The 26,501-nt window shown below is 47.6% G+C and carries 24 protein-coding genes; all 24 read right to left on the bottom strand.

Features of this window, described 5'->3' with window-relative positions; all coding sequences use genetic code 11:
* Positions 1-113: 113 nt before the first annotated feature.
* Entirely contained in the window at positions 114-476 is a 363-nt protein-coding gene (locus AAG813_RS11570) for an EamA family transporter (protein ID WP_341915052.1), read from the bottom strand.
* Positions 477-638: 162 nt separating this feature from the next.
* Positions 639-1,388 carry a class I SAM-dependent methyltransferase gene (locus AAG813_RS11565; protein ID WP_341915050.1) on the bottom strand — a complete coding sequence of 250 codons (750 nt, stop codon included), beginning with the start codon at positions 1,386-1,388 and terminating at the stop codon, positions 639-641.
* A gap of 34 nt (positions 1,389-1,422) precedes the next feature.
* Positions 1,423-2,373 carry a glycosyltransferase family 2 protein gene (locus AAG813_RS11560; protein ID WP_341915048.1) on the bottom strand — a complete coding sequence of 317 codons (951 nt, stop codon included), beginning with the start codon at positions 2,371-2,373 and terminating at the stop codon, positions 1,423-1,425.
* Between the two features lie 160 nt (positions 2,374-2,533).
* The gene (locus AAG813_RS11555; protein ID WP_341915046.1) at positions 2,534-3,286 is read right to left on the bottom strand and encodes a TauD/TfdA family dioxygenase; all 753 of its coding nucleotides are present in this window, start codon (positions 3,284-3,286) and stop codon (positions 2,534-2,536) included.
* Positions 3,286-4,008: a WbqC family protein gene (locus AAG813_RS11550; protein ID WP_341915044.1), complete on the bottom strand. Its 723-nt coding sequence runs from the start codon at positions 4,006-4,008 to the stop codon at positions 3,286-3,288. The genes AAG813_RS11555 and AAG813_RS11550 overlap by 1 nt, the downstream gene beginning before the upstream one ends.
* Positions 4,005-5,132: a DegT/DnrJ/EryC1/StrS family aminotransferase gene (locus tag AAG813_RS11545; protein WP_341915042.1), complete on the bottom strand. Its 1,128-nt coding sequence runs from the start codon at positions 5,130-5,132 to the stop codon at positions 4,005-4,007. The genes AAG813_RS11550 and AAG813_RS11545 overlap by 4 nt, the downstream gene beginning before the upstream one ends.
* A gap of 81 nt (positions 5,133-5,213) precedes the next feature.
* Entirely contained in the window at positions 5,214-6,872 is a 1,659-nt protein-coding gene (locus AAG813_RS11540; RefSeq protein ID WP_341915040.1) for a glycosyltransferase, read from the bottom strand.
* Positions 6,873-6,977: 105 nt separating this feature from the next.
* Positions 6,978-7,706 (bottom strand): class I SAM-dependent methyltransferase, encoded by a 729-nt coding sequence (locus AAG813_RS11535; protein ID WP_341915038.1) that lies wholly within the window; start codon positions 7,704-7,706, stop codon positions 6,978-6,980.
* Positions 7,707-7,760: 54 nt separating this feature from the next.
* Positions 7,761-9,770 carry a glycosyltransferase 87 family protein gene (locus tag AAG813_RS11530; RefSeq protein WP_341915036.1) on the bottom strand — a complete coding sequence of 670 codons (2,010 nt, stop codon included), beginning with the start codon at positions 9,768-9,770 and terminating at the stop codon, positions 7,761-7,763.
* Between the two features lie 139 nt (positions 9,771-9,909).
* The gene (locus tag AAG813_RS11525) at positions 9,910-12,609 is read right to left on the bottom strand and encodes a hypothetical protein (RefSeq protein ID WP_341915034.1); all 2,700 of its coding nucleotides are present in this window, start codon (positions 12,607-12,609) and stop codon (positions 9,910-9,912) included.
* A gap of 110 nt (positions 12,610-12,719) precedes the next feature.
* Entirely contained in the window at positions 12,720-13,520 is an 801-nt protein-coding gene (locus tag AAG813_RS11520; protein WP_341915032.1) for a hypothetical protein, read from the bottom strand.
* 1 nt (position 13,521) lies between these two features.
* Positions 13,522-14,859 (bottom strand): glycosyltransferase 87 family protein, encoded by a 1,338-nt coding sequence (locus tag AAG813_RS11515; protein WP_341915030.1) that lies wholly within the window; start codon positions 14,857-14,859, stop codon positions 13,522-13,524.
* Positions 14,849-15,793 (bottom strand): glycosyltransferase family 2 protein, encoded by a 945-nt coding sequence (locus tag AAG813_RS11510; RefSeq protein WP_341915028.1) that lies wholly within the window; start codon positions 15,791-15,793, stop codon positions 14,849-14,851. The genes AAG813_RS11515 and AAG813_RS11510 overlap by 11 nt, the downstream gene beginning before the upstream one ends.
* Positions 15,786-16,724: a class I SAM-dependent methyltransferase gene (locus tag AAG813_RS11505; RefSeq protein ID WP_341915026.1), complete on the bottom strand. Its 939-nt coding sequence runs from the start codon at positions 16,722-16,724 to the stop codon at positions 15,786-15,788. Before AAG813_RS11505 ends, AAG813_RS11510 begins: the two co-directional genes overlap by 8 nt.
* Positions 16,724-17,167 (bottom strand): GtrA family protein, encoded by a 444-nt coding sequence (locus AAG813_RS11500; RefSeq protein WP_341915024.1) that lies wholly within the window; start codon positions 17,165-17,167, stop codon positions 16,724-16,726. The genes AAG813_RS11505 and AAG813_RS11500 overlap by 1 nt, the downstream gene beginning before the upstream one ends.
* Entirely contained in the window at positions 17,167-18,972 is a 1,806-nt protein-coding gene (locus AAG813_RS11495) for a thiamine pyrophosphate-binding protein (RefSeq protein ID WP_341915021.1), read from the bottom strand. Before AAG813_RS11495 ends, AAG813_RS11500 begins: the two co-directional genes overlap by 1 nt.
* A gap of 3 nt (positions 18,973-18,975) precedes the next feature.
* Complete coding sequence (locus AAG813_RS11490) at positions 18,976-20,019, bottom strand: NAD-dependent epimerase/dehydratase family protein (RefSeq protein ID WP_341915019.1); 1,044 nt, start codon at positions 20,017-20,019, stop codon at positions 18,976-18,978.
* Between the two features lie 22 nt (positions 20,020-20,041).
* On the bottom strand, positions 20,042-21,202 hold the full coding sequence (locus tag AAG813_RS11485) for a 3-dehydroquinate synthase family protein (protein WP_341915017.1): 1,161 nt from the start codon (positions 21,200-21,202) through the stop codon (positions 20,042-20,044).
* On the bottom strand, positions 21,186-21,899 hold the full coding sequence (locus tag AAG813_RS11480) for an SDR family oxidoreductase (RefSeq protein ID WP_341915014.1): 714 nt from the start codon (positions 21,897-21,899) through the stop codon (positions 21,186-21,188). Before AAG813_RS11480 ends, AAG813_RS11485 begins: the two co-directional genes overlap by 17 nt.
* 60 nt (positions 21,900-21,959) lie before the next feature.
* The gene (locus AAG813_RS11475; RefSeq protein ID WP_341915012.1) at positions 21,960-23,048 is read right to left on the bottom strand and encodes an N-acetylneuraminate synthase family protein; all 1,089 of its coding nucleotides are present in this window, start codon (positions 23,046-23,048) and stop codon (positions 21,960-21,962) included.
* An 87-nt stretch (positions 23,049-23,135) separates the two neighbouring features.
* Positions 23,136-24,215 (bottom strand): CDP-glucose 4,6-dehydratase, encoded by a 1,080-nt coding sequence (gene rfbG / locus AAG813_RS11470; RefSeq protein ID WP_341915010.1) that lies wholly within the window; start codon positions 24,213-24,215, stop codon positions 23,136-23,138.
* Complete coding sequence (gene rfbF, locus AAG813_RS11465) at positions 24,200-24,967, bottom strand: glucose-1-phosphate cytidylyltransferase (protein ID WP_341915008.1); 768 nt, start codon at positions 24,965-24,967, stop codon at positions 24,200-24,202. Before rfbF ends, rfbG begins: the two co-directional genes overlap by 16 nt.
* Before the next feature lie 73 nt (positions 24,968-25,040).
* Positions 25,041-25,586, bottom strand: coding sequence for a dTDP-4-dehydrorhamnose 3,5-epimerase (gene rfbC / locus AAG813_RS11460; RefSeq protein WP_341915006.1), 546 nt, complete (start codon positions 25,584-25,586; stop codon positions 25,041-25,043).
* Positions 25,587-25,614: 28 nt separating this feature from the next.
* Positions 25,615-26,496, bottom strand: a complete 882-nt coding sequence (rfbA, locus tag AAG813_RS11455) for a glucose-1-phosphate thymidylyltransferase RfbA (RefSeq protein ID WP_341915087.1) — start codon at positions 26,494-26,496, stop codon at positions 25,615-25,617.
* Positions 26,497-26,501: the final 5 nt, after the last annotated feature.

The following is a 26,501-nucleotide window of genomic DNA, read 5'->3' as shown; positions in this document are numbered from 1 at the left end:
AGCGAAGCAGTTGAATACATACATTAGCGGAGATTTTCGGTGTCGATTCGCGATTAGACATTTAAAACTTTTCACACAAACTTGAATCGAAATGCTGTTTTAACGCAAGGGTGTCAACTTCGACTGACCAAAATAATCCCGCCAATTATAAAAATCAGACCCGATATTTTGGCGAAATTCAAAGACTCATTAAATACCACCGCTCCTCCGACCATGACGAGGACGAATGTTAGAGAAGTTAAAGGGTAGGCCTTCGATAATTCCAATTTTGTTAGCGCCACTGCCCAAGCAATGAAACCCAAGAATATTGCTGCGAATGCGCTTACTATCCAGGGGGAAATAGATAGCTTACCAAGAAACCAAATCTTATCTATAAGTAGATCAGGAAACGGGCCAGCTATCGAAACCCGCCACTTAATTATTAGCTGGCTATACACATTCAATATAACCACTAACATGACATAAGCATAACTCATTTGATCTCTCATAGTAACTTGGCGAAATAATCAGCGATAGTATTCGTCGCTAGCCAGCCACTCCATTTTTATCTGCCTGATAACACGGATCAATGAAAACTCAGCCTGTCAAGTACAGTCCGAAACAACGAGTTGTAAGCCAATGCCATTTCAAAGCCTGTTCTATCCAGAACAGCGCACCTTTGAAGCCCGTGCAAAAACAACAATAGAAATTCCAAACGGCAAAGCAGACTTCGATAAGATGTATCGCTCTAATGCAAATATATATCGCAGGCTGGAGTTAATAAATGGCGCCGGTAAACCCATGGCTACCGAAGAGCCAACATTAAAAATTTTTGTTAAGATTATATACAGCACACTGATCGGAAATAAAAACGTATTAAAATAGCTTGCGTAAACAACATCGAAGCCACATTTGTCTAGTAACTTGCGGATTTGAGGAAGGGTATAGCGGCGCTTATGGTGGGAAAGCTCGTCATGAGAGCTCCATAACCAGTTATACGCCGGAACAGAAATCATTAATAAGCCATCTGCATTCAACTTCCCTTTTAACGCCGATATGGCAGCGGCATCGTCGTCTACATGCTCGATCACATCGAGCACTGCTACGAGATCAAAGATCTCTCCTGCATAAGGCACGGCATCTGGGAGCCACCCTTTTTCTACCGTTGCGACTCCCCTCGCAATGGCAACTGCCCTTGCGCCATCATCCAACTCAACACCAAATAGCTCACCATATTCTGAAAGCATGGAAAAGTTTCCACCATTACCACAGCCTACTTCCAATACGCGAACACCTTCTCTCAACTTGACGTGCTTATTCAACAGCGACTGAAAGATAATTCGCCTCGCTTGAAACCACCAATGTTTATTTTCGACTTCGGCAGCCTGGGTATATGTTTTCGATTCCATTAAATTCTTTACGCCTCAGATAGTGAAATAATATTTACTCATTACTTCGACCTACAACAATTTTTTCCAACACATAGGCAGGTCTTTTTCGGCTCTCATCAAGAATTCTCAATAAATATTCGCTGATAATCCCCAAGGAAAACAAAATGAGAGACCCTAGAATCAGCAGTAAGCCAACCACGGTCATCCATCCAGCGGGGGCAGCGCCTGTAATGTACCAGCGATATAGTAGAAACAAAAGGAAGAACATCGCCACAACGGACGCCGATAAACTCATCACAGTGATAAATCTGCTGGGTAGATAGGTGAATCCGATGAGCGTATCAAGTGTGAATCGAATTTTGGTGAGAAGTCGCCATTGTGAACTGCCCTTCTCCCGAATTTTTCTAGTAATTGGAATACGAACTGCTTTGTATCCAAACCAATAAATCAATACAAAAATCGAGGAATTTTTTTCGTTGATCTTGTTTATGTCATCGACGACCTGTCTATCCAGCAAGCAAAAGTCATAACCCATATCGGGGAAGTCAGAAAACGCGTGACGACGTATCAAGCTCCAATAGATCCCCGACACCTTGCGGTGCCACCAGAGCTCCTCACGTATCTGCCTTTCACCAATAACAAATTTCGCTCCTTCTGTCCAAACTTTAATCATCTCAATGAACATCTCGCATGGCTCCTGGAGATCTGCGGATATCACCCCAATGCAATCACCGGTCGCATGCTGCAGCCCCGCTTGTGTTGCTGGAGTTTGGCCAAAGTTTTTGGTGAGCTTGACCAGCTTGATTGCTTCAGGATGCCGAGATTGAAATTCTTCTAACAAGTTATACGACTGGTCTCTGGACCCATCGTCAACAAAGATCAATTCCAAGTCCATGTCCCACTGATCTAAACTATTTTGGAGCGCCAGTAACCGCGGAACGGTACTCGGAATGTTTAATTCATTCTGATAAATAGGAACCACGATAGAAAAAATACGCTTCATAGCTTCACTTTCAGTCAGGCAGGTCGCCTCATAAGTCACAATCTTGAAGCAGTAAACCTACTTGAACTGATCAGAATGATCCTTAGAGGCAGATAGAGTGAACTACCAAAATCACATACAAAGCAAATAGCTCATAGTCATGCAAGCCATTCAAAGAAACTCAGGAGGGAAAATGCCACATAGATTGGATCAATATCCTGTCGAATGGCAAGGTCGCCTCGAAACTATTTCTAGCATGAAGCATTCTTGTGTCATTAAATACAAAGCAATCATCAGTTTCACATTTAACCAGTTCAACACTTCTTGTGCGTTCTTTTCTTTCCAAAAATTCAAAAAAAGCATTACACATTCTCATAATATCTTGGTGAGACTTATCTGTGCGATAGAAATTCCAAAATACTTGAGGTGAATTCGAGTCTTTAAGAATTGTAGTCTCGTTAAAATATCCACCATCACCTTTGCTTATCACCACTTTGGTGGTAGTTAGGTCTTTAAAAAGCGCCGGCTCTTCGGATGCCAAGTCCTGAAAAAGCCTGGAAACTTGGTAAAACATTTGCTCTCCTCCGGATGCAGCTTGCTTCTCCATAATAAAAAAGTTGAGTTCGGCAGGCTGAGAAAACCAAGCATTGTCCGTATGAAAAGGTTGTTTCGTGTTGCTGTAAGCATAACTTGTCGCTTTATCAGGCTGAAAAGATATTTCCCACCAATCAGCCAGCTCAAGCTTTTCCGAAAAATTGTAGTGACTACGATCATGCTTTAACCCACAATCCGCAAGCAGAAAGCTCTTCCACTCGCTCGCATTTAGAAATTTCTTTCCCCCACGTATTATCAACGGTTCTTCACTCAAACGTAAAGAAAGAATTTCATTTTTAACCTCACTCAGCGATAACCGGCTATCCAGGAAGATTTCCATTACAACTCTCCAATATCATTGGCATCAAGAACTATATAGCTATGCATCATTTTTTTAATTTCACCTTTTTCACAATTCATAATAATGTCCATTATGGAAAGGCCAGGTGTAAATATTTTGGAAGAACTTGAATAGGCAGGAAAATTAGATTTGATAAATTTGAGATCACATCCGATTTTTTCGAATTTCTCAGAGTGGTATAGATTTTTCCCAGCTATAAGATTGACATATCGTAGCGACTTCTCTTTTACGCAAATGTCAACTATACGTTCTTGCGCTTTTAAACTTGAGTTGTTATAAATTGACGAAGTTGGAACAATAACTGCCTTTAATTCCAAATACTGAGCCACTTCAGTAATTGATTTAACACAGTAATTTACCAGTTTAGAAGAATCAGAATCTATAACTCTTTCGAGAAGCGCCATTCCCTCAGTTTTGAATGGTGATTTTGCATAGACAGTTTGAAATGTCCGCAGCATCTTCTTTTTCCATTTTCCGTCTTCAACAATATCGATTTCGTTAATCTTTCTATTTTGGGAAGCGGCTCTCAAAGGAATGGTAAAGTATCTAACTTCTCCTTCTATCGGAATTCTATTCCGATTGATCCATCCTCTATTAATATAGCTCACATCATCAAAAATGACGAATCGATCTACGGATTCAAGAAGGTGAAAATACCCTAAGTATGGAAAAAAATACGGCTGCATGACAGCCAGGTTCATAACCGATCCCCTGCTCCGCAAATAATACTCACTATCTTATTCTGGTTAAATAAATCCAAATCCGGATATATTGGAAGGCACAGGATATTTTCGGCAATCTGTTTGGCTACAGGAAGGTTATCCGGATTGGCTGATTTCAAAGAAGAATAGTATTCAAAGTCGGAAATTAATGGATAAAAGTATCGTCGCGCAATTATATTATTTTCCGCCAATAGCTCCTTGAGCTTATCTCTTGATAACGGGAAATCATCTCCTACTAAAATCGGAAAATACGAATAATTGTTTATGACTTTCTCGGGATACTCCAAACACGTTATTCCGGGAGTGTAGCAAAATGACTGCCGGAAAAATGAGTCGATCTTTTTCCTCTTGGCTATCGATTCATCAACATATTTCAGTTGGACCAAACCAAACGCCGAGTTTATTTCAGAAAGCTTCCCATTGAGTCCCAATTTGTTGACTGTAAGCTCATCTCCGTATCCGAAGTTTTTAGTACTATCAATAAGCGCTTTCATATCAGCGGAGGAGCAAACAATGGCGCCGCCTTCAAAAGTGTTAAAAACTTTTGTTGCGTGAAAACTTAAAACGGACAAGTCGCCATATTTTAAAATACTACCCGTTTCATCTTGCACCCCAAAAGCATGAGCTGAGTCGTAAATAACCTTTAAGCCATATTGTTTGCCTATCTTTTCCAAAGCCTGCACATCACACGGAATACCGTAACAATGTGTCGCTAAAATGGCCGTCGTTTTTTGAGTTATTGCCGCTTCAACCTTCGTTGGGTCTAAATTCATGGTCAGTGGATCAATATCAACAAAAACCGGTGCTAAATTATTCCAGGTAATTGACTGACTGGTTGCAATAAACGAATACGGAGACGTTATCACTTCACCAGAAAGGCTCAGTACTCTCAGCGCGGTTATCAGGGCTATTGTTCCGTTATTGAAGAGGGAAATGTGCTCGACGCCTAGGTGATTGCAAAGCTCATTCTCAAGTTGTCGATGAAATTTCCCTCCATTCGTTACAATTCTGCTTTCCCATATTTCTTCCAAATAAGGAATAAACTCTTCTAACGGAGAAAGCGAAGGTCGGGTAACAAATATTTCAGGATTTTTTGCCATCATAGGATGTATTGTGATAACTTTTTATCTTTAGCGCAATTTTTGAAGCGTACATGGTGCAAAAAGCGTTACGTCTACAATCTTTTAATCGCCATCCACCAGATCAAAATTCTGAGTGCCTCTAACGATATATAACGGCCGTCCTTTGATCTCACGGTATATTTTGCTGATATATATTCCGAGAACGCCTGTAGACAACAGTTGAATACCGCCAAAAAACAAAATGATAACGGTCGTAGATGTCCAGCCTTGGATAGAAATTGAAGGATCTATAATTTTACTTATGACAAGTAAAATTGCGAGAATAAAGCTGATTGAGGTGATAAATACCCCAACCAAGCTGGAAAAATAGAGTGGTTTGTCGGTGAAAGAAGTTAAGCCGTTCATTGCAAAGTTGACATACTTCTTGAGTGAAAATGTCGAGACCCCTGCGTAACGCTTATCTCTCTCGTACGTAACTCCTATTTGTGAAAAACCGACCCATGCCACCATTCCTCGATAGTAGCGATTTTCCTCTCGCATCAGTTTTAGTGAATTAATCACCACCTTATCTATCAGTCGAAAATCGCCCGTATCTTTGGGAATATCGGTTTCACTAAGTGCTCCAATGATTCTATAATATAATTTCGCCACCAACTTGAATACCGGATTTACCCCTTGCCTTTTAGGTCTCACGCCATATACGACTTTATACCCTTGTTCCCATTGAGCTATAAAATTATTAATCACCTCAGGTGGATCTTGCAAATCATCGTCAATAATGAGAGCCAACTCCCCTCTGGAATAATCGATGCCTGCGGTAATACCAATTTGATTACCAAAATTTCGCGAAAAATCTATCAGTTTAACTGCGGGATCGCTCTGCGCAATAGTTTCGAGTATGCTATATGTATTGTCAGTACTGAAGTCGTTAACGAATATAAGTTCATATTCAAAACGGGGGGCCAACGAAAGCAATACCGCCTTAGTTCGTCGATAGAATTCCCAAATGCCATTTTCGTTATTGTATGTCGGAACAATAACTGACAACAATTTGGAAGATGCTCTTAGATGCCCGAAATACTTTCCCAAAGATCTGGGTATATATCTCTCGCCGAAATCGATATCCAGACGCGCCAAAATTAACCGAATGTCCGAAACATCGATTTCGTAACCAGTGCCTTTATCCACTAGACGATATCGGGCTTTCACATCAAAAAACTCTTCAACGTGTCGAACTAGCTGCAAAACCGTAACTTCGCAAGGATTAGCAACGTTAAAGATTTTGTTCAGATTCTGCTTTTCTTTCAAAATCTCGCCAACAATCGAGTGCACGTCATCAATGTCAATTAGATTTTTCTTAGCATTTTCCCAAAGCTCGAAATCCATTCGATTACAGACTGAATGTACAAGGAACTTAGCTAAACTCGTTTCAGTATCACAAAGGCCTAGGACTTGGGGCAACCGAATAATCAAAAACTTCTTTGCAGTATTTCCAACTAATTTTTCCATCCGCGTCTTGTGCAGTACGTAGGGTGTGTACGCAACCGCTGGATCATTAACACTACAAGAACTGAAATAGACAAATGTGACGTTACCAGCAGCCGATAAAGCTTTCGCCAACGCCGTTTCCTCTGCCGAAATTATTTTTTCATTTTGAATACTAGAATCGTTTACACTGCCCGCAAAAACAGTATGCGGAGACTGAGATGTGTAATCCGAGAATCTATTTGCTATTACGCCTGTACCAATCACTGAGCCCATTAATTCCTCCAAGAATTGGAAGCAGCGAAAGCTTTCTATCCCCTAGCGCCTACTGGAGGGCGCCCGAAGAAAAAAGACGCGAACGCTGATACTTTTGCCGACAGTCTATTTCTTAACAACTGCCAAAATCGAGACGCCAAACGGTAAATTTAGAATTTTCAGCAAATATTTCTCTAGCCCGAAAATCCACCTCAGCAACGAGTTGACTGGCGCACTCGGCATATCCACATCAGATGCCCCGTCCCGACCAAGAATGTTATTAAACATGCGGACTAAAAAAACGATTGGGAAAAGAATGGTGTTGAAGTAAGAAATTTTTTCTATTGTAAAGCCCGCCTGCATTAACTTCGTCTTAAGTTCCGTGAGCGTATATCTCCGTTTGTGCTCGTTCATTTCATCAAATGCCGACCAGAGGAACATATAGGCTGGCACAGTGATTATTGCTTTACCATTGGCAGTCAGCCGACTCCTCATCGCTCTTAATGCATTAACATCTTCATCCACGTGCTCGATTACATCCAGTGCGGTAATGAGATGAAAGAAATTCTCTGGATAAGGAACTTGGTCCGGCAAAAAACCCTTTTCTACTTGGCCTTTGAATATTTCTTTACTAAAGTTTATTGCTTCATCAGACATATCCATCCCAAACGTTTGACCAACATCTGCTAGCGCGCAGAGCATCAACCCGCTACCACAACCGATATCTAGAATGTTAACTTTTTCATGCCTGTTCACATGACTATCTATGGCATCCAAAACAATTTCTTTCTTTGTGACGAACCACCAATGCTTCTGTTGGATTTTAAAAAAAATCCGATACATATTGATATTCATAATTGACCCAGCTTATTCATCTCAATAGTATAGAACTCAAAACTTAACGAGCGATTATCGCTGTGCAGAAGTCGACAAAGGTTTACCCAATTCTCTGACTTGTTTAGCTATTTCTATAATACTTGGCGTACGCTTCGCATTTACCAAAATATTTTCAACAAAAATAACACCCAACATGCAAATCATAATCGCGGTGTTCATTAAATTATTTAATGACATGAATTGGTTTCCATTAAAGTAGAGATATCCTTTACTAATAAAAAGCAAACCAAATAAAATGGTATAAAGGACATCGGTCTTTGCAGTCTTGTAATTCGTGATGAAGTAGAAGCACGGAATGAAAAAGAACAGCAATTTATAATCAGTAGAAGTTGGCGTAAGCAGGCAGAGCGCGATGCACAATACGGCAATCTTTTTCCAGAACTCCATGGCGCTTACAATTGCATATCCAGTCAGTGACAATAGACTCATACCAGACACGATATAGTATATTGGCATAAACGGCTTAGTTTGAACATCCGGCCATATTGTCCTGAATGAGTTTAGAATGCTATGGCCGAAAGAAATACCACTTGTAGACTCGACCATTACGCTATTATAATAAGCCATCCCTTTTATCAATCCGTCCAAATATAAATCTAAAGTCGTAGGCCAAAACATAAAAGGCAACAAAGACATGACCAGAGTCCAAGCCGCTGTATACAAAATGTAGCGGTAACTTTTATTTGTTAGAAACAGGACAACGAAAATTGCGGGGTAAGCCTTCATAGAAATCGCCGCAGCCAAGAATGCCACGGCCGTAAGCGGCCGATCCGTCGTATAGAAGAGAAAAAATAGCGCGGTGAAAATATATACTAAAATCTCTAGATTGGCGGTATGTATTGTGAAAAGAAAGGGATACGACATCATGAAAATGACGAAAGTATAGAGAATAGAAGCTGATCCACAATTAGCTCTAAGAAAGCGCCAAGACACCCAGAACGCAATTATCGATGCGAACAACAGATAAAACGCAACAGCCCTGTATGAGTTTCCTTGGCCCATCCAGCCAAATAGCCCAAGAAATAAAGCTGCAAATGGGAAATAGTTTGATTCACCACCAAGGCCAGATCGTGAAAATAGATCATATACCCGAAAGAAGTCGCAAAAAATATTTGCCGGGTAGTGAAACATGGTGCTCATCCACCCTGTGCCTGGAGCGGGGCTCCACGCCCATGCAAACGCATTTTTTATGTAATGAAACACAATCGACAGCATGGTTCCAACGCAAACAATGGTAGCTACCCAGGCAACTTTCTCTTGGCTCTCGAGAGGACGTATTGGGTTTAATTTTGCTCTGAAGGATTTATACCAACTGATCCACTGACCGCCCCACGCGTGCGCTATGCCAGGGAATGTCTTGTAGGGAAGTGAACACAATAGCGCGACACTTAACATGATGGTAAGCAACCAACGCGACAGTTTGGCAGCAGTGTCGTAATAACTGTAACTACTGTTGATCTGAAAATTTTTGACTGTTCCGAGCAACGTCCGCTGTTTTGCCAATCCTGCCCCTACAACGATATTCGACATATCAAATCTTTCGGCAAGCGCTCTCTTATCCGTTATATTCAGCGCTTCGACCCCATCGATAAAAACCTTTAAAAAGTCATTTTTTTCATATCGTAAGCTTATTCCGTAGTACCGTCCGATTTGAATTGATTTTGAAAGCGGAAATACCTTGCCGTTGCTTAACACGAGGACCAAGTTGCTGGAGGGCTGCAATTCCATTCGAATAGCGTCTATGGAATCCCCCGTCTGAAATAAGTTTCCATACGAAAATGTCGGCTCGTTTGTGATGAACTTGAATGAAATATCAAGGTCTTTCAAAACTCCGGGATGGTCGATTTCGTTAATAGCAACCGGCCCCGTCAACCGGGGAGAAGTTTCCTGCTTCCCATCCACCAGCGCACCGACATAATTCACGCCACCCACCGTGATCCTCCCCATCGATTTGGATTGTGCGGCCCACGCAAGAATAACAACACATGTTGCCAGCGATAACCATTTGAGAAGCATCGGCATGTTACGAGCAAATATCATTCAGGTCGCTACCTTTGAATTAAGAAACATATTGATTCACCTGGGAATTTTCGAGAGCCCAGACCGCAAAACCCATCGCTGAACACCTCAGCCAAGCACGACTCCAGATGTCATGAGAAAATTAATTTATCCCGGTATAAACCTCGAATACAAATTGAGTATCTATTCCAATTCCATCACGAACTCGTTTGCCGGTATCAATTATTAAGTAAGCATCATTTTCAAAAACAAGCGTACCAATTGATGTAGACCGAACTTTTTCCAATTTTTTCTCTGCAAAAATATATACCTTGTGGTCCAGATATTTTTGATAATAGGGCCTATCCTTCCAACGCTCAGCAGTCCATCCGCCGGGCATCATCCATATAGCGGGAATTATAGCTGCATACATCACTGGAGACCCGGAGATCCCAACTGGGTATAAAACAACATTGCTGAAATCGATGTACTCCAGTTCTTTATGCAGTGCGATTTGATGCTTCTTCACAAGCGTCAATTCATTTGTATATTGCAATATGTATACAGAACCGGTCACACCAATTGCGATTGAAAAAAACGAGAAGAATAGCACCTGATGACCGGCCCAGCGACGCAAATGCTTATCGTAAAAAATCACCAACGAGGTCCAGAACGCGATAAATACAATTGGCAGAAAAAATACGTACGACTTCATATACGTATAGTTATTTTGGGGACTTTTATAAAATACAAGTGCCGCAGAAACTGCCGTCATGAAAATGGCCGTGATATGCAGGGCATTGTTTTTTCGTTCCTTGTGCTTCGCATACAACGCCAGCAAATACATAGCCACAAGCGAAAGACCTATTCCTAGAATGAACTGCCACATAGGTCGAGTGAGTTCCTTACCAGCGACATCGGGGGTCGCACCCAGATAGATGCTGGCCAGCCCCAGGATCTCGTGAGGAAACGCCCAAAGCGGCTGGGTATACCCGTTGCCTCCTTCTTGGGTCAATTGCTTGAACGTCAGAGCCGCCCACTGCAAAATAAAGTTGCAAGGGAGTACCATCACCAAACCAAATATAGCTGAGCCCAATATTGCGAGATAAGGCGTAAGCCGGATTGACCTATTAAGAAGCAAATCCACTACAAAAACTACGACTAGAAATGGTGGTAAAACGAAAAACACGCCTTCTCCATAACTTAAAAGACTGGCAGCAAACGCCGCTGAGCAAAGTATGAAGGCAGGAATATTGCTCTTATTGAATATCGATGGCATCTCACGAAAATAAGCGAAAATAATCAGAATAAAAACGAACAGGCTTAGGGCGAAGGCGTTGCCATAAAAGCCTTCGTACCACATATTAAGCATGTTTGGGTTTAGTACGAACGCGAAGGCCCCAAGCACGGCTGGAACGGCGGCAATACCTGCCTTATTTTTTAGCCAAAATAATATCATTCCACAAGTAAACAGATAAGGAAAAAGCATCGATACAAATGCCACCTCGTAAATATGCTTTGCAAAGGTTAGGTTTGCCGCAGCCGTTTGAAACGCGGTCAAGCCCCAGCGAAAATAAAACATCAGCGGCCAGGACATGGTGGCCTCGCTGTAGCGATTTATCTCCCCGGGTGACATTCCTACAAACTCTGATACCCGTAAATTTGACGCACTCCACGTTCCGCCATCGAGTAGATACTGCGCCATCTTTGCATACGACGCCAGATCCGGACCGATCCTGTAAGGAGATGTAAGATACCCTGGAAGGAGGACAGGAAGTAACAGCAACATGATGAGAGGCGTCCCGATGACCGTGAAGTAAGCCAAAGACACCGGAATGCTCAATTTAATCTCTCGGAAATTTGCAAAAAATCGGGCTCTCCAAAATATACAATTAACTGCTAGGTAGATAGATGCAACCAGCAACAGCGCCGGCACTAATTTATTGATGTTAACGTCGAAGCCCACAAAATAGCTTCCAACGATCGCCAGAAAAATAAACCCAAAGAATGGAATGAACAGAAAAGAAAAAAATCTGTCACGCAGGAAGTCCGGGATTAGATTTATATAAAAGCCAAGACCAATAAAATACAGGAATAGGTAGATAAGGATGACATCCTTGTACGCTGGCAACAGTGCCAACAGTATCCCTTGAAAAACGATGACCCTCAAGGGCGCGCCCACGGCGGATTTGAAAATGCGAGTCACCGCCCGCCGAATTCCGTTGAAAAAGCCGATTTTTAACAGCGCGCATAAAAGTAGAGAGAGCGCGAGACCTGCAGTTGCGACCAGAGACAACAAAGCATGCAAGGACCTTGGAACGTAGCGCACGGCGGCTCTCGTGACCCGCGAGAGGTTTCCCTTCACTACCGACACATCCCTTATCTCGCCGAGAAACGGCCTGCTTCTATCGAATCCCACCCCAAGCAAAAATTCTGATAACTGCATTGAGAATCCACGACTGCTGACGTCCGCAACTTGCTGTCCGTCCAGGAAAGCGCGAACATACTCATGGTTTAAGGCCTCTATTTCCAGCAAATACCACTGTCCAACGCTAATTTGGTCGGAGATATATATGACACGATATCCATCCTTCAAACTGGAGTCTGCGATAATCAATGTCGCAGTTGAATCCTTAAACTCAATGCGCAATCCCGTATTGAACTCTGCAGTTTGGAAAAGGTTTGGGTACCCTTCAGAGTTGTCCAGCCGAAACCGGAGTTTCAACCGAAAGTGAGCCCCACCCGGATGGTCAATCCTCCCTAATTTGGGGAAGCTATCCCCCTGGTTGTACGAGGAGACATTGACATACTCCTTGTTCTTTATAAAATCGTCGGCTTTAAAAAAAGGTAAATAGATATTCATAACCGATAAGGCTATTAATATCAGGAAAAACGAAAGGGCCGCTATTGTTATTCGCGAAAGGATTCGATCAGACAAAATTCCTCCCAGATCCGATTTGGTCTACAGGAAATTTATTCTTTAGTCGCTCGGTATTCGATGACTTTTAACCATGCGAAACTTAACAGCACGCCCAGCGCTAGTCCAAGCAGCGCGGTTCTCCAAAGGGATGTAAATATGCGCTTACCGGAGACGGAGGCCGCTTCAAGAAGGGCTGTTGGACGCCCATTAGCAGCAGACAATGATTCTCTTAACGCCAAGGTGCGCGCCATTTTTTGTTCCAGAACAGGCTGAGTGGCAATAATGACCAACCCTGCGACAGCCCTGTCGCCACCAAGCGGCCTGTTGGCTGCTGCCTCCATGCGTTGCGCAAGCGCATTAATCTGAAGTTCCAATTGGACAAGTTCTTTCTGGGCGTCGGCCTGATAGGAGTTCAGGATGATCTGATGCTTGGAGACAAGTTCAGCAACAACAGCGTCAATGGCAACACGTGCAAGCTGTTCTGAATTGGCGGACACTGAGATCGCCAGTGAGTCGCTATTTCTGGTCGGACGAACGACCATTCCACCCCCCTCATCAACACTCAACAGAGCTAAAAGCCTGTCATCCTTCGCGCGTTGGGCAACGGCTTTGACAAATGACGGTGACTTTAACCGTTCAACAACGGTAGATATCGGCTCGATAGACGAGGTGTTGTAGCCTTGGCCTTGGCTTTGAGCCTGGCTCTGGGAAAACTGCCCCACCCTCACCAGCGCCTGACCCATCCATCTGTCAGGTTGCACAAAGTACGCGCTAACGCCCAGAACTAGTCCAATTGCTCCGCCAGCCGCAATCCAAGTAAATTTGTTCGTAGTAACCACTTGTAACCTCTTCATTTTAAAATGCTCTGGGGGATGAAGCTGGATGCTTCTCTAAAAAACATTCCGCCTTAGGCTTTTTGACCTTAAAAGCGAATTCATAAGTCAGCGTCAGCAGAAATAACAAGTTAATTCCCGGCCGAATAAAACTTCCCGCGCCTAGCTGCCAGAATATTTCTATACTTTCGTCGGCCAAATAGGAATACTGCAGGCCGATGCTTTCATTTAATATTAAGATTAAGTCAAGAGGAATGGCCAATAAAAATATGTACAACATATAAACCCGTTTTTTTTGCATCTTTATGAGGACGGGAACAAGCGCCAGATACAATATAAATGTATAGCCTCCCACCCAGATGCCCAGATTACTGATGGCAACGACAAGTATGGCAAAAATCTCGCCATCACGGAGTGCAGTATTTTTGAAAAACACACTTGCTACTGAGAGGCCCAAAACGAGCCATTTAATCGTTTCAATTACAGCGATGAAACGGAATATTGTTTCAGCAGTAACAACTTCGGCAGCGAATGCTGCGCCCTCAGGATGACCGAGGACATATGAAAAAACAGATACGCTGGACGGAAGTGCCAACACTTCCCTCAAAGAAAAAAGAGTTTCCTCTTTTGAAAAACTCAGCAAGTTGCCAAAAAATACCAGGAAGTTATCATCCATAGCGAGACCTGTCGCCAGGAAAATCATTCCGGCAATTGCAGCGCAGCTGACGAAACCCCTCCAGTTCCGCCTAGCTAGGTAGTAAATCATCAAGATTGCAAAATAGGGCTTAAAATTGATCAGCAACGCAATATAAAAAGCTCTCGGCGTGCCAACAGTGGAAGTGCCAAGCGCCAGTATAAGTGGGCAAAAAATGATTAGATTTCCCCGTTCTAGGGAGAAAAGCATGGGAGCACTCAGTACAACTGCGAAGTAGATAAGTATTTTCTGGATTAATGAAAATTCTTGCCACTGTCTGAGTCGCAGTACAAGTATTGGCAATGTCAGGTAAATGAGAAGAAAGCTCAGAATTAATCCCAGGGAACCTTCTCTCATGTTTGCCGGATCGCCCAAACCACCGCCCATCAGCAAAAAATTCCATCCTCTGACAATAAGAAAACTCAATGGCGGATAAACTGCACCCCATTCAATATAGCGGCCTTCGTCGTATGCCCAATACAGCACATTGAACAGGTCCATGAACGTGTCTGACTTGTCATAAATGAATGGGCTTGGCAGATAGCCCTGCTTGTTGAAATAGTAGATGTAATAAAAAAATCCTGCCACATTGAGCAGCAGGATCAATGAGATGAAGGCAGGTCGTGAAATTAGCCGGCCATACAGCAACACCTCCTTACCTTTCAAAATTGATTCTCTCTTTTTCCACGACTACTGGGCGCCGTTGAAGATACGTATGAATGGAGCCGATGTATTCACCTAAGATGCCGATGAACATCAACTGGACCCCGAACAGGAAGAACAGGCCTATAACCACGGGGGCGATCCCGAGCGGAAATGAATCCCAGAACAGCATTTTGAGAATCAGGAACACGATTGCAGCAAGAACACTGATGGTGCCCAAGGCAAAGCCTACAAAAGCTGCAATCCGGATCGGGACTTTGGAATGGCTAACGATCCCCAACATTGCGATGTCATACAGCGTGTAGAAGTTGTTTTTTGATATGCCTCGCAGCCGTCTCGGTTGATCGAAGGGAATGGTCTTGATGTCGTAACCCAGCTCGCAAATCAGACCACGTAGAAAAGGATAAGGGTCGTTGATCTGGCGCAAGTGGTCCAGCACCTTGCGGTCGTACAGACCAAATCCAGTGGAATCAGCCACCAGCGAAATGTCGGAAATTCCGTCCACAAAACGATAGTAGGCCTTGCGGAGCGCATGGACCCAGGCAACGCCCTTGCTTACGGGTTTGATGGCCATGACAAGCTTGTAGCCTTCTTCCCAATGCTGAATGAATTGCGGAATCAATTCAGGGGGATCTTGCAGGTCTGACGCGAGGTAAATCGTCGCTACGCCGCGTGACTGAAGGATGCCGTAATAAGGTGAACGAATGTGTCCGAAGTTGCGCGCATTCACGATCACCTTCACGGCCGGATCCCTTGCAGCAAGGTCCCTCAATTTGGCAACCGTTCCATCTTCCGAATGGTTATCAATGAAAATCAGTTCGAAATCGTATTTCGTCAGATCAGCAATCGCAGCCTTCACGCGCGCATAAAGCTCATCGACATTGGCCTCCTCGTTAAAGCAGGGCGTCACGATACTCAATAACGGTCGTTCAGACATTGTTCTTCTCCGGTTTCGGGGTGGCGATCGTCAGCATGTTGCCCAGTTTGAGCCCTACCGTCATGCGCCCGAATTTTGGTACAGACTTCACTTTCATCCCAAAAGCCCACAGGAGATGTTTCAACAGAAAGCCGACCTCGAAGAAATTGACGGTTTTGCTCCGCTGCAGTACTTCAAACCCGGCAGCTTCCAGCAACTTGCGCATACTGGCAGGGTTGTAAATCTGGGGGTGCTGCAGACAGAAAGCCGGCCACCTCCAGCCAACCACACGCCGCAGCAGGGACGACTCGTTGTGAGTGACCAAAAGAAGTTTGGCCCCAGGACTAAGTTTTTTCCGTAGCTCACGCAAGGTAGTCACCGGGTCAAGCAGGTGATCGAGGACATGGATCATCACTGCAGCTGATGCGGAATGATCAGGCACGTGCGAAAACCCAAACATGTCATGGATAACGTGATATTTGTGGCCCTCTACAATCCTGCTCAGTGCCGGCAATACATCCCTATTGGGCTCAAACAACCAGTATTCGTTGTATTTTCCCTCGCGTACACAATTCTCGGTAAACAGCCCAATGTCTGGCCCCACCTCAATGAAGCCACCGTCAAGATTCGAACAACTCTTGAGTGCCTCAAAGTAGCCCCGCTGCGTTTTGCGCAAAGCTTCCATAGGGACTTCCGCCATATTGGGCGGCATCTGTCCGTATAACTCCTGCAACTGGGTGTCGTTGAAAAAGGTAGGCGCATAAAGCAACCCACAACCATCACAACGGACATAGGAGAAAAATACCTTGTCTTTGAAAAAGCCATTCCAGCAGGGCACCAGCGCGGCATAGTCAAGCGTCTCTGCCGTGACCTCTGAACGGATTTCCGCCTGTACGGGCGCTGTAGTCGCGCATACCGGACAGATGCGATGGAGAAATTTGGTCTGTTCCATTAACGCGTAGCCTTGGAAGATGAAAATGTAATGCGACTGTGCCAAAAATAGCTGGTGACGATGATCAGAACCGCGAACAGGGTTTGGCCCCATACCGGCGTCATCCCAGCCAATTCCACGAGTGCGGGTAAAGCAGCGAGATTAACCAGAAAATAGGATAAATGGAACATCAGGAATTTACCGGATTCACGCAAATAATTGCCTGAAGTTCTGAATACCAAAAATTTATTCGTCAGAAATGCAAAGGTGATGCACACGATCTGGCTGATGGTCAGAATCACCAAATAGTGAAGTTTTAACGGTGCGGCCAGAAAAAACAGTGCCGGATAGACCGACAAGCCGATGACAGTATTAAAAGCCCCGGCCAGCAGAAACCTGATCTTGGTCTGATGGCGGTTGGCAATATCCAGGCCTTTGTCCAGCCCTGCCCGCCATCGAGCCATCACTGATCCTCAATCAGGTCGATGAGCATGTTCTCCCGCAACTGTTCCCTGGAAAGAAACGGCGAGAGGTCTTCCAGTGCGGGAGACGTGATGCGCCCATCCGGCCATTGCTTGGCTCCCAGTTTGGGCGCAAATGACAAGTTCTCGTCCAGCATGATTTCGCAGACTGACGGACCATCAACAGCCATGGTCTCGGCAATTGCCTGGGCCATTTCTTCGTGGTTCGCGCAGCGGCGATAAGGCAGGCCAAAAGCCTCGCTGAGACGACCAAAATCAGGAAATGTGACCCCGCTCTTGGGACCGCCGCCTACTTCCACGCCACCGAAGAAATTGCGATGTGTTTGAAAGATGGACACGTAGCCGCTGTTGTTCAGGATGAATATCTTGATGGGTAGCCGGTTGCCAACAATGGTCTGCAGTTCCTGAAGATTCATCATGATGCTGCCGTCGCCGGCAAGGCAGACCACAGGCTTATCCCCGGAGGCCTTGCAAGCGCCGATGGCCCCTGGCAGGTCGTAGCCCATCGTCGCGCAACCGGAGTTGGTCCACAAGCGTTGGCCGGGCTTGAGTTCGGCGGTCTGAAAACTGACCACGCATGCAGAACCGTTCGCCGTCACTACTGTCTGACCTTCTTCCAACTGATCAAACAGGGTCTTCATGAAACAGTAGGGATTGACCCTGTCATTGTTCCAGTACTCCGGCAACACCACCGGAAAGCGCTGTTGCCGCTCCTTGCACCAGGCCAGCCAGGTTTTCTGCTCTTGCGAAGGCCCGGGATAAGCATGGTCTGCCAACACCGGCAACAAGTCCGCAAGACTTGCATGAACAGGCATGTCGGCCTTGACTGTGGGCTTCTTCAGCTCGTTCTCGTCGATATCGACCCAGATCTTGTAGGCCTCTCGTGCGAATGTTTTCCAGTTGTAGCTCACTTGGCGAATATTGAGGCGACTGCCCAAAATAAGCAAAAGATCCGAGTTTTGAACGGTGAAGTTCCCCGCCCTGTCCCCAATCGTTCCAGGCCGTCCTGCGTAGGTCGGATGAGCGTCCCAGATCACGTCGTGGGCGTTCCATCCGGTCACAACCGGAATGCCAAGCTTCTCCACCAGACGGAGGAAGGCGGCATGCTGGCCACTCAGCCGCACGCCGCCGCCGGCGAACACCACAGGCCGCTTTGCGGCGGCAACTTTCTCGAGTATTGCCGAGCTTACGGCGTTGAGATCGGTCTGCTTCCAGGGCTCATCCAGCTCGGCGGGATCGAAGCCCGGCAAGCTGTCGGGATCGATTTGCGCCCCCTGGACATTCAGAGGGATGTCCAGCCAGCATGGACCAGGACGACCGGCATTGGCCAGATAAATGGCCTTTTCCAGGTGATAACGAATGGTCTGCGGATCGGTCACCATGAAGCAGTACTTGGTGACGGGGCGCACCAGTTCCTCGATATCCAGTTCCTGGTCGCCATACTGCCGCAATGGCAGGCCGGTGCTGCGGACCGTTGTTTCCCATTTCACTTGGCCAGACAGGACCAGCATGCCGATGGAGTCGACAAAAGCGCCATAAACGCCGGTAATGGCATTCGTGCCCCCGGGGCCAGACGTCACATTGACAACCGGCAAGCGATTAGTGAGTCGATAGTAGGCTTCTGCGCCAATGGCACAAGCTTGTTCATGGTGGTTGAACACGCAGTCCAGGTCTTTATGCGTTCCCAAAGAATGATTCAGGTGCATGGCGCCACCACCTGTAACCATGAACACATGGCGTACACCGTGCTCAACAACTTTTTGGGCTACATAATCTGATAATTTCATCACTTATTTTCCTTTCCATCCATGCCAGAGCGCAGTTCTGCGTATTGCTTCATTCAAGCCAATTGTTTGATGCAGGCCAAGATCGTGGCCGATGAGGCTGGTATCCGGGACATAACGTCCGAGGTTCCAGCCTTGATCCGGGGCACCGAGCACTTTGTAACCTACTTTGCCAAGGGTATCAGATACCGTCTCGGCCAACTCCCGCACAGATATGGATACGTCAGATCCTACGTTGTAAGATTTGCCCGGTTCTGCACGAACCAGCATGTGCCACAGCCATAGCGTAAGATCTGAAGCGTAAAGATAGGACCGGCACGGCAAACCATTGCCATTGACCGTGATCGATTTTCCTTGCATCGCGTCGCGTATGAAATTCCCGGCCGCAAAGTGGATGTCCAAAGACAAATAGGGTCCAAGCAAGGCAAATATGCGGGCGGTCGAAATTTTCACCCCAAACTGCTTCTGATAAATGGCGCACAACATTTCCGCCGCCCTTTTACCTTCCGCATAGGCAGCGCGAGGATCAGTACAGCTGGGACCACCGGTCCAGTCCTCTGCCACTTTTTCCATCTCCCAGGGCTGCTGACCATAGACGGCCCCTGAACTGAGAAAGAGCACCCGACCCACCGCTTTTTCTACCGCGAAATCAAGTGCCCTGCGTGTTCCCTGCAGCACCGTGTCAAACATGCGCCGGGGATCATTTTCGTTGAGATCGGCGCTGGCGTCAGTAGCGGCGTGGATCAAGTGAGTGAATTCGCCCGGGGGTGTTTCGAAATTACAGACATCGCCAGCAATAAAACTGAAACCGGGATAGTCAGCCAGGTGGGGGACCTTGCGCCGAAAAGCCTCGGGATCCCGAGTCAGAACAGTGGCCTGCACACCGAGATGATGGCGCTGGTCTGCGTGACGCAGGCTTTCCAGCAGCCAACATCCGATAAAACCGGTACCCCCGGTAATAAACAGCCGGGCTCCACGCAGTGACGGCCAGACGTCCGCGGCGGCGCCGGTAATAAAATCCAGATCCTGTTCAAAATGCCAAGGTGTCATTGGTTTGCCTGCGTTACCTGCATCACATCTGTTGTTGTACAGCCGGGTGCACTGGGGTGACACCGGCCCCTATTTTGTCGCCGGAAACTGGCAGGACCTCCCAGGTAATGGCTTTCAGTGCGTTCTCATAAGCAAAAGCGATATCACGCAAGACATCACTGTTCTTTGGCTCTGAAACCAGTTCAAGTTCACCATCCCGACGAGGACAAACCATGCGGTAGACACCGGAAAGATGCTTCTTGTCATTATCGAATTTTTCCAGCGCCAGATCCAGGTGGATCACCGGAGGTGAAACGACGAGACCCCTGCCATCCAGCGAAAGCAATGAACGAACGTGGCTTGCGAGAACCTCAGTTCTTTTCAGGCCGGTTTGCGACAGCCATCCCCGGGCTTTTGCAAACTCAACGGCAACCATCATGCCAATGCCGACGGCCACCCCGTGAGAAACGCCAAAATGCGTGCTGGCCTCAATCGCGTGACCAAAGGTATGGCCAAAATTCAGCAGCAACCTTTCCTTTTGGTCAAATTCATCGGTCTCGATAAACCACTTTTTGGTTTTGAGTGAGCGCACGAGCACCCGTTGAAGGGTGTCCGTCGACATTCGCACACCAGGATCATCCGAAAGATAGGCTTGAAAGTCGTCATAACCGCGCGCGTAGCAGATTTTCCCCGCTTCAAACAAGCCACCCACAATCATTTCAGGGTCCAGAGTGGCGGCGAAATCAACGTCGATCACGACCTCTTTCGGCGGATAGAAATTGCCCACGAGGTTCTTGTAACCCAGCACATTGATCGACGACTTTCCGCCTATACACGAGTCGGCCATACTGAGCAAAGTGCTGGGCATATACGTCCAGCGAATTCCCCGCATATAAATCGAAGCTGAAAATGTGGCAATGTCCTGAATAACGCCCCCGCCCACCACGACCAAATGGGTTGCCCGATTGGCCCCCAGTTCGCGTAACTTCAGGATAATGCCGGCCATGCACTCCAGGGCCTTGTTGCTTTCCGCAGCGTTGACCAATATTTTCCGCTCCGCAGGCACCGGTAGCAGGGTCGCAAAATAATCGTCAATCAAAAACAGCGCATCCGGGTTATCAGCGATGATTTGCTTGAGCAAGCCCCGCCCCACAACCACTCTGTAGCTTCCACCAGAAGCCGAAACTTCAAACGATTCTTGCATATGAAAATCCCCTGTCGGCTGCGACAAACTGTCCAGTGATGCCCGTATTTTCCCGCGAGCACAGGAAGCCAACGAGTTGGCATACGTCATTCAACCCGGGGAGGCTTCCCAGAGGAGTCGCCGCTTCAAGACGGCTGATTTGTTCACCACTGAGATTAGCCCGGGTCATGGGCGTGTCCAGAGCACCAGGCAGTACGGCATTCACGAGATATCCAGATTGGCCGAGATCAACTGCAAGGGACTGCACCAGGCCGTGCAACGCAGACTTGGTGATGCAGTACGAAAGCTTGTTTTGACGGGCCAGGTTCTGCCAGATTGAACTGATGATACAAAGGCGCGCCGACTGGGCCAGCAGGCCCCCACGCAACATGGCTTGCAGGGCCAGAAGTATGTAAGTGACGTTGGCGGCATACAGCGACTCATGCACCTTCAAATCAAAGGTGTGGATGTCGTCGCTGCAATTCGCTCCCTGCGCCCAGACGACTGCGTCGAACTGCCGGGAATAACCGGAAGGAAACTTTGCGTCGCCATCCAATGCGTCCCAAGCCAGCCAGTCGGCCCCGGACTGAGCCCCATTAGGAGCCACCCCTCGACGGCTGACTGCCGTTACCGCATAGTCCTTTGCAAGAAAACTCCCGCAAAGCGCCTGACCGATTGCACCAGATGCGCCAAAAATGACTACCGTCTGCTTAGGCACAGCTTAAAAGTGAAATATGGACCAACAACCATTTCTGAAAGCAAGGCTACAAGCAGTCGGTCAAAGACCACGCTCATAAATACTTTTCTTCAGCGCTTCGTTGTTGGCATAAGGCGTATCCAGAACATCGATGGTCAAGGCCGCGTCCTTCTTGCACGCGTCGAGCATGCGGTGACCAAATTTCCCCAGCATCAGTTCGCGGCTGGAGATTTGACCCTTCTGCAATGGGATGGAGAGGTAAACATCGTCTTCCGTCAGAAGTTGTCCCTTCTGCAGATCGTGCTTGGCGTATACGCCCCGAATGTAGGAATCAAGATAGGCCGTCTCGCGTGCCAGCGGCGCCCTGCGTTGCGTTCCCGGATTGCCGCACATTTCGCGCGCCTTGTGCCAGCTCTTGAACCATGTGTCGATCTGGTGAGGGAGCGACGAATAGGTGGCGACTTTGAATCCATCAGTATCGATGTCCACATGACGCTCAAATGTCCGGGCGCCTTTTGCATAGGCTATCTGCACGGAAGAGGTCCAGTCATGGTACTCATGGCAGGAATAACCAATCACGTGGTTCGGATAGCGCTGGCGGAGAAAGTCAACCTGATTCAATTCGGCTTCCGCATCCTCGTGGGGATAGGCTGCAACACAATGATTGAGCGCAAGCGGGATACTCCTGTTCTCAAAGAATGTCACCAGATCGTCGTTATCCTTTTGCGACAGACCACCCAGGGAAACGATGACGGGTTTGCGGGTGGAGGCAATCTTTTCCAGCAAAAGCCAGTCGTTATTGTCGGCACTTGCAACCTTGATGATGGGCATGTTGAACTCAACACACCAGTCCACCGACTTTTCATCGAAAGGCGTGGCCATGGGAATACATCCGCTGCGAACAATGGCTTCGACCAGCGTGGCGAATTCATCTTTGGACAGCTTGGTATCACTGACCCGCTTGACATAACGTATGTCTTCACGGCCGATGAAATCCTTGTGCACAAAGTTGTCAAGATCGCGAAACTGAAGCTTGATTGCCGCACGGACATTGTTGAACCTGACAATTTTTGCGTACTGGTCCACGATGGCCAAACCGCGCTCAAGATTCCCCTGGTGGTTACTGGCCATTTCCAGGACAAAAAGGTCATCAAAAATATTAGCGTTCATAGTGTTTATATCGAAGTTATTGAAAAAATAAAAACTCAAAAAACAATTAGCAAAATGAAATGCCGCAGCGTTTCCCAAAACATGAAATCACAGTTGGTAGCCCTCAATTTGGCCCAGGGCTATGTCCCGCATGTTCTGCCCTGCAAGATAGGCCCGATGCCAAACAACAATTCTTTCAATGGCCTGCTCAATCCTCCAGCGCGGGTGCCAGTCAAGACGGGACTGCGCCTTTGAGCAATCGAGCTTTAAAAAGTGCGCCTCATGCAGACTGCTCTGACCATCTAATACCCATGACGCATCGTCGCCCCATTGCTCTGTCATTTTCCCGACGATCCACTCCACCGGCTTGGCGTCCACATCATGTGGACCAAAATTCCATCCCTCCGCGAACTCTGCACCTTTTTCGTAAAGCTTCTCAGCAAGCACCAAGTACCCTTTCAGGGGTTCCAGAACATGCTGCCAGGGGCGGATGGCGTGGGGGCTGCGAATCAAAACCGGTCGACCAGCCTCCATCGCACGCAACATATCGGGTATCAGCCGGTCGGCAGCCCAGTCACCACCACCGATCACATTGCCCGCCCGGGCTGTCGCCACCGCCACACCATGCTTCGCATAAGTGGCGGGATTGAAATAAGAGGCCCGGTAAGACGAGACGACCAATTCGGAGCAGCCCTTGCTGTTGCTATAGGGATCGTAACCACCCATTGGCTCGTTCTCGCGATAGCCCCATACCCACTCTTTATTTTCATAACACTTGTCGCTGGTCACAACAACCACCGAACGAACAGTGCCTGCGGCTCGCACAGCTTCCAACAGGTGCACCGTGCCCATCACATTGGTGGAATAGGTTTCCACCGGATGATCGTAGGAATAGCGCACAAGGGGTTGCGCCGCCATGTGAATGACCACCTCAGGGCGAGCCTCCTTCACCGCGCGGGACAAGGCAGCACCGTCCCGGATATCGCCAATGATGGAAGTCATTCCCTGTGCCACGCCGGCAACCTCGAAGAGACTCGGGCTGGTAGGCGGCTCCAGCGCAAATCCTGTTATTTCTGCACCCAGACTTTGCAGCCAAAGACACAACCAGCCACCCTTAAAGCCCGTATGACCCGTCAGGAATACCTTGCGGCCACGCCAGAAAGAATCCTGCATCACCACAACTTCCATGGCGCCTTGCCCGAAGCCCACAATTCCTCGAGCTGATTTTTGTCGCGCAGCGTATCCATCGGCTGCCAGAAACCATGGTGCAAATAGGCCTGAAGCTGATCGGTGCGCGCCAGCTCTTCAAGCGGCTTGCGCTCCCATATCGATTCGTCGCCGTCAATCAAGTCAAGAACTTTCGGGGACAGAACGAAAAATCCGCCGTTGATCCAGCCGCCGTCACCATGGGGCTTTTCAAGAAAACTGCGGACCGAAGTACCCTCCAGGCCCAAAGCCCCAAAGCGGCCTGGCGGCTGGGTGGCAGTCATTGTTGCAATACGCCCATGTGCATTATGAAAGGCGAGGGTTGCGGTGATATTGATATCCCCAACACCATCGCCGTAAGTCATGCAAAAATCCTCATCGCCTAGGTACTCGGCAACACGTTTTAAACGCCCTCCCGTCTGAGTGGTCTCGCCCGTGTCGACCAAGGTGACTCGCCATGGCTCAGCCTTCTGCCGATGAACTTGCATTGAGTTCGCCGCCATGTCAAACGTCACATCCGACATATGAAGGAAATAATTGGCAAAGTATTCCTTTATGACATAGCCCTTGTAGCCACAGCAAATAACAAAGTCATTTACACCATGAGATGCATAGATTTTCATGAGGTGCCAGAGAATCGGCCTGCCCCCAATTTCTATCATCGGCTTGGGTTTTATGGAAGTCTCTTCGCTAATTCGCGTACCCAGTCCACCAGCAAGAATTACAGCTTTCATTTGATTCGATCTAGTTTTTTTTAGATTCTACGTGAACACAACTTGGGACTAAGTTTATCCAACAAACGGAAACTTAGCGCGCACCGTCAAAAACCATGTGTTCGCCAGCCTGATCCTTAATCGAGAGTTGTGGCCAGTTGCCGCTCAAGGGCCACGCGATGGACAGTGTTGGATCATCCCATGCGATACACCGCTCGAACTCTGGCGCGTAATAGTCAGTGGTTTTATACAACAGGTCCGCCGAATCACTGATGACTAAAAACCCATGCGCCAGTCCGGGAGGAACCCAGAGCTGGCGGTGATCGTGCTCGTTCAATTCCAGGCCAAACCATGTTCCGAAGGTCGGCGACGCGGGGCGGATATCGACGACCACGTCGAAGACAGCGCCGCGAACCACGCGCACCAGCTTGCCCTGCGGCTGACCCAACTGGTAATGCAGACCACGCAACACGCCTTTGGCAGAACGGCTATGGTTGTCCTGCACAAAGCAAAGATCGGTGCGCGTCGCAGCATTGAATTCGCGCTGGTTGAAACTCTCAAAAAAGAACCCACGCTCGTCGCTGAACACTTTGGGCTCGATGATCAACACATCGGCGATAGTTGTAGTAGTTACTTCCATGATCAAATTCCAAGGCATGGATCCCGGGTCAGGCCCGGGATGACAGGAGACTGAGCAGGTACTGCCCATAGCCGTTCTTTGCGAGCGGCTGCGCCAGCTTTTCTAGTTGGCCGTCGCCGATAAAACCATTTCTCCAGGCGATCTCTTCGGGGCATGCGATTTTCAGACCCTGGCGATGCTCCAGTGTCGCGATGAACTGGCTGGCATCGAGCAGGCTGTCATGGGTACCGGTGTCCAGCCAAGCGTAGCCGCGCTGCAGGATTTGCACCTTCAACTGGGCGCGCTCCAGATAAACCTGGTTGACGGTCGTGATTTCCAGTTCACCACGAGCACTAGGCTTGATGGATTTGGCAATATCGACGACCTGATTGTCATAAAAATACAAGCCTGTGACGGCATAGCTGCTTTTAGGCACAGCCGGTTTTTCTTCAATGCTGCCTGCCTTGCCGGCCGCGTCGAAGGCCACGACCCCATAACGCTCGGGATCCTGCACGTGGTAGGCAAAAACCGTCGCGCCCGCTTGCTGGGTATCGGCCTGCAGCAGCAGCTTTTGCAGGTCGTGCCCGTAGAAAATATTGTCGCCGAGCACCAGCGCGCTGGGTGCGCCGGCCAGAAAATCCTCGCCAATGATGAACGCCTGCGCCAGCCCGTCGGGATTGGGCTGCACCGCATACTGAAGCTTCATGCCCCATTGCGAACCGTCACCCAGAAGTTGCTCGAAGCGCGGCGTGTCCTGCGGCGTGCTGATGATCAGCACCTCGCGGATGCCCGCGATCATCAGCGTGCTCAGCGGGTAATACACCATGGGCTTGTCATACACCGGCAGCAATTGCTTGCTCATGGCCAGGGTGGCCGGATGCAGACGGGTGCCGGAGCCGCCGGCGAGGACAATGCCTTTGCGTTGAGTCATGAATA

Origin of the sequence: Polaromonas sp. YR568, from assembly GCF_943371715.1 — a bacterium.
Taxonomy (GTDB): Bacteria; Pseudomonadota; Gammaproteobacteria; order Burkholderiales; family Burkholderiaceae_C; genus Polaromonas.
Note: the sequence above shows the minus strand (reverse complement) of the source record. Positions and strands in the feature narration are given on the sequence as shown.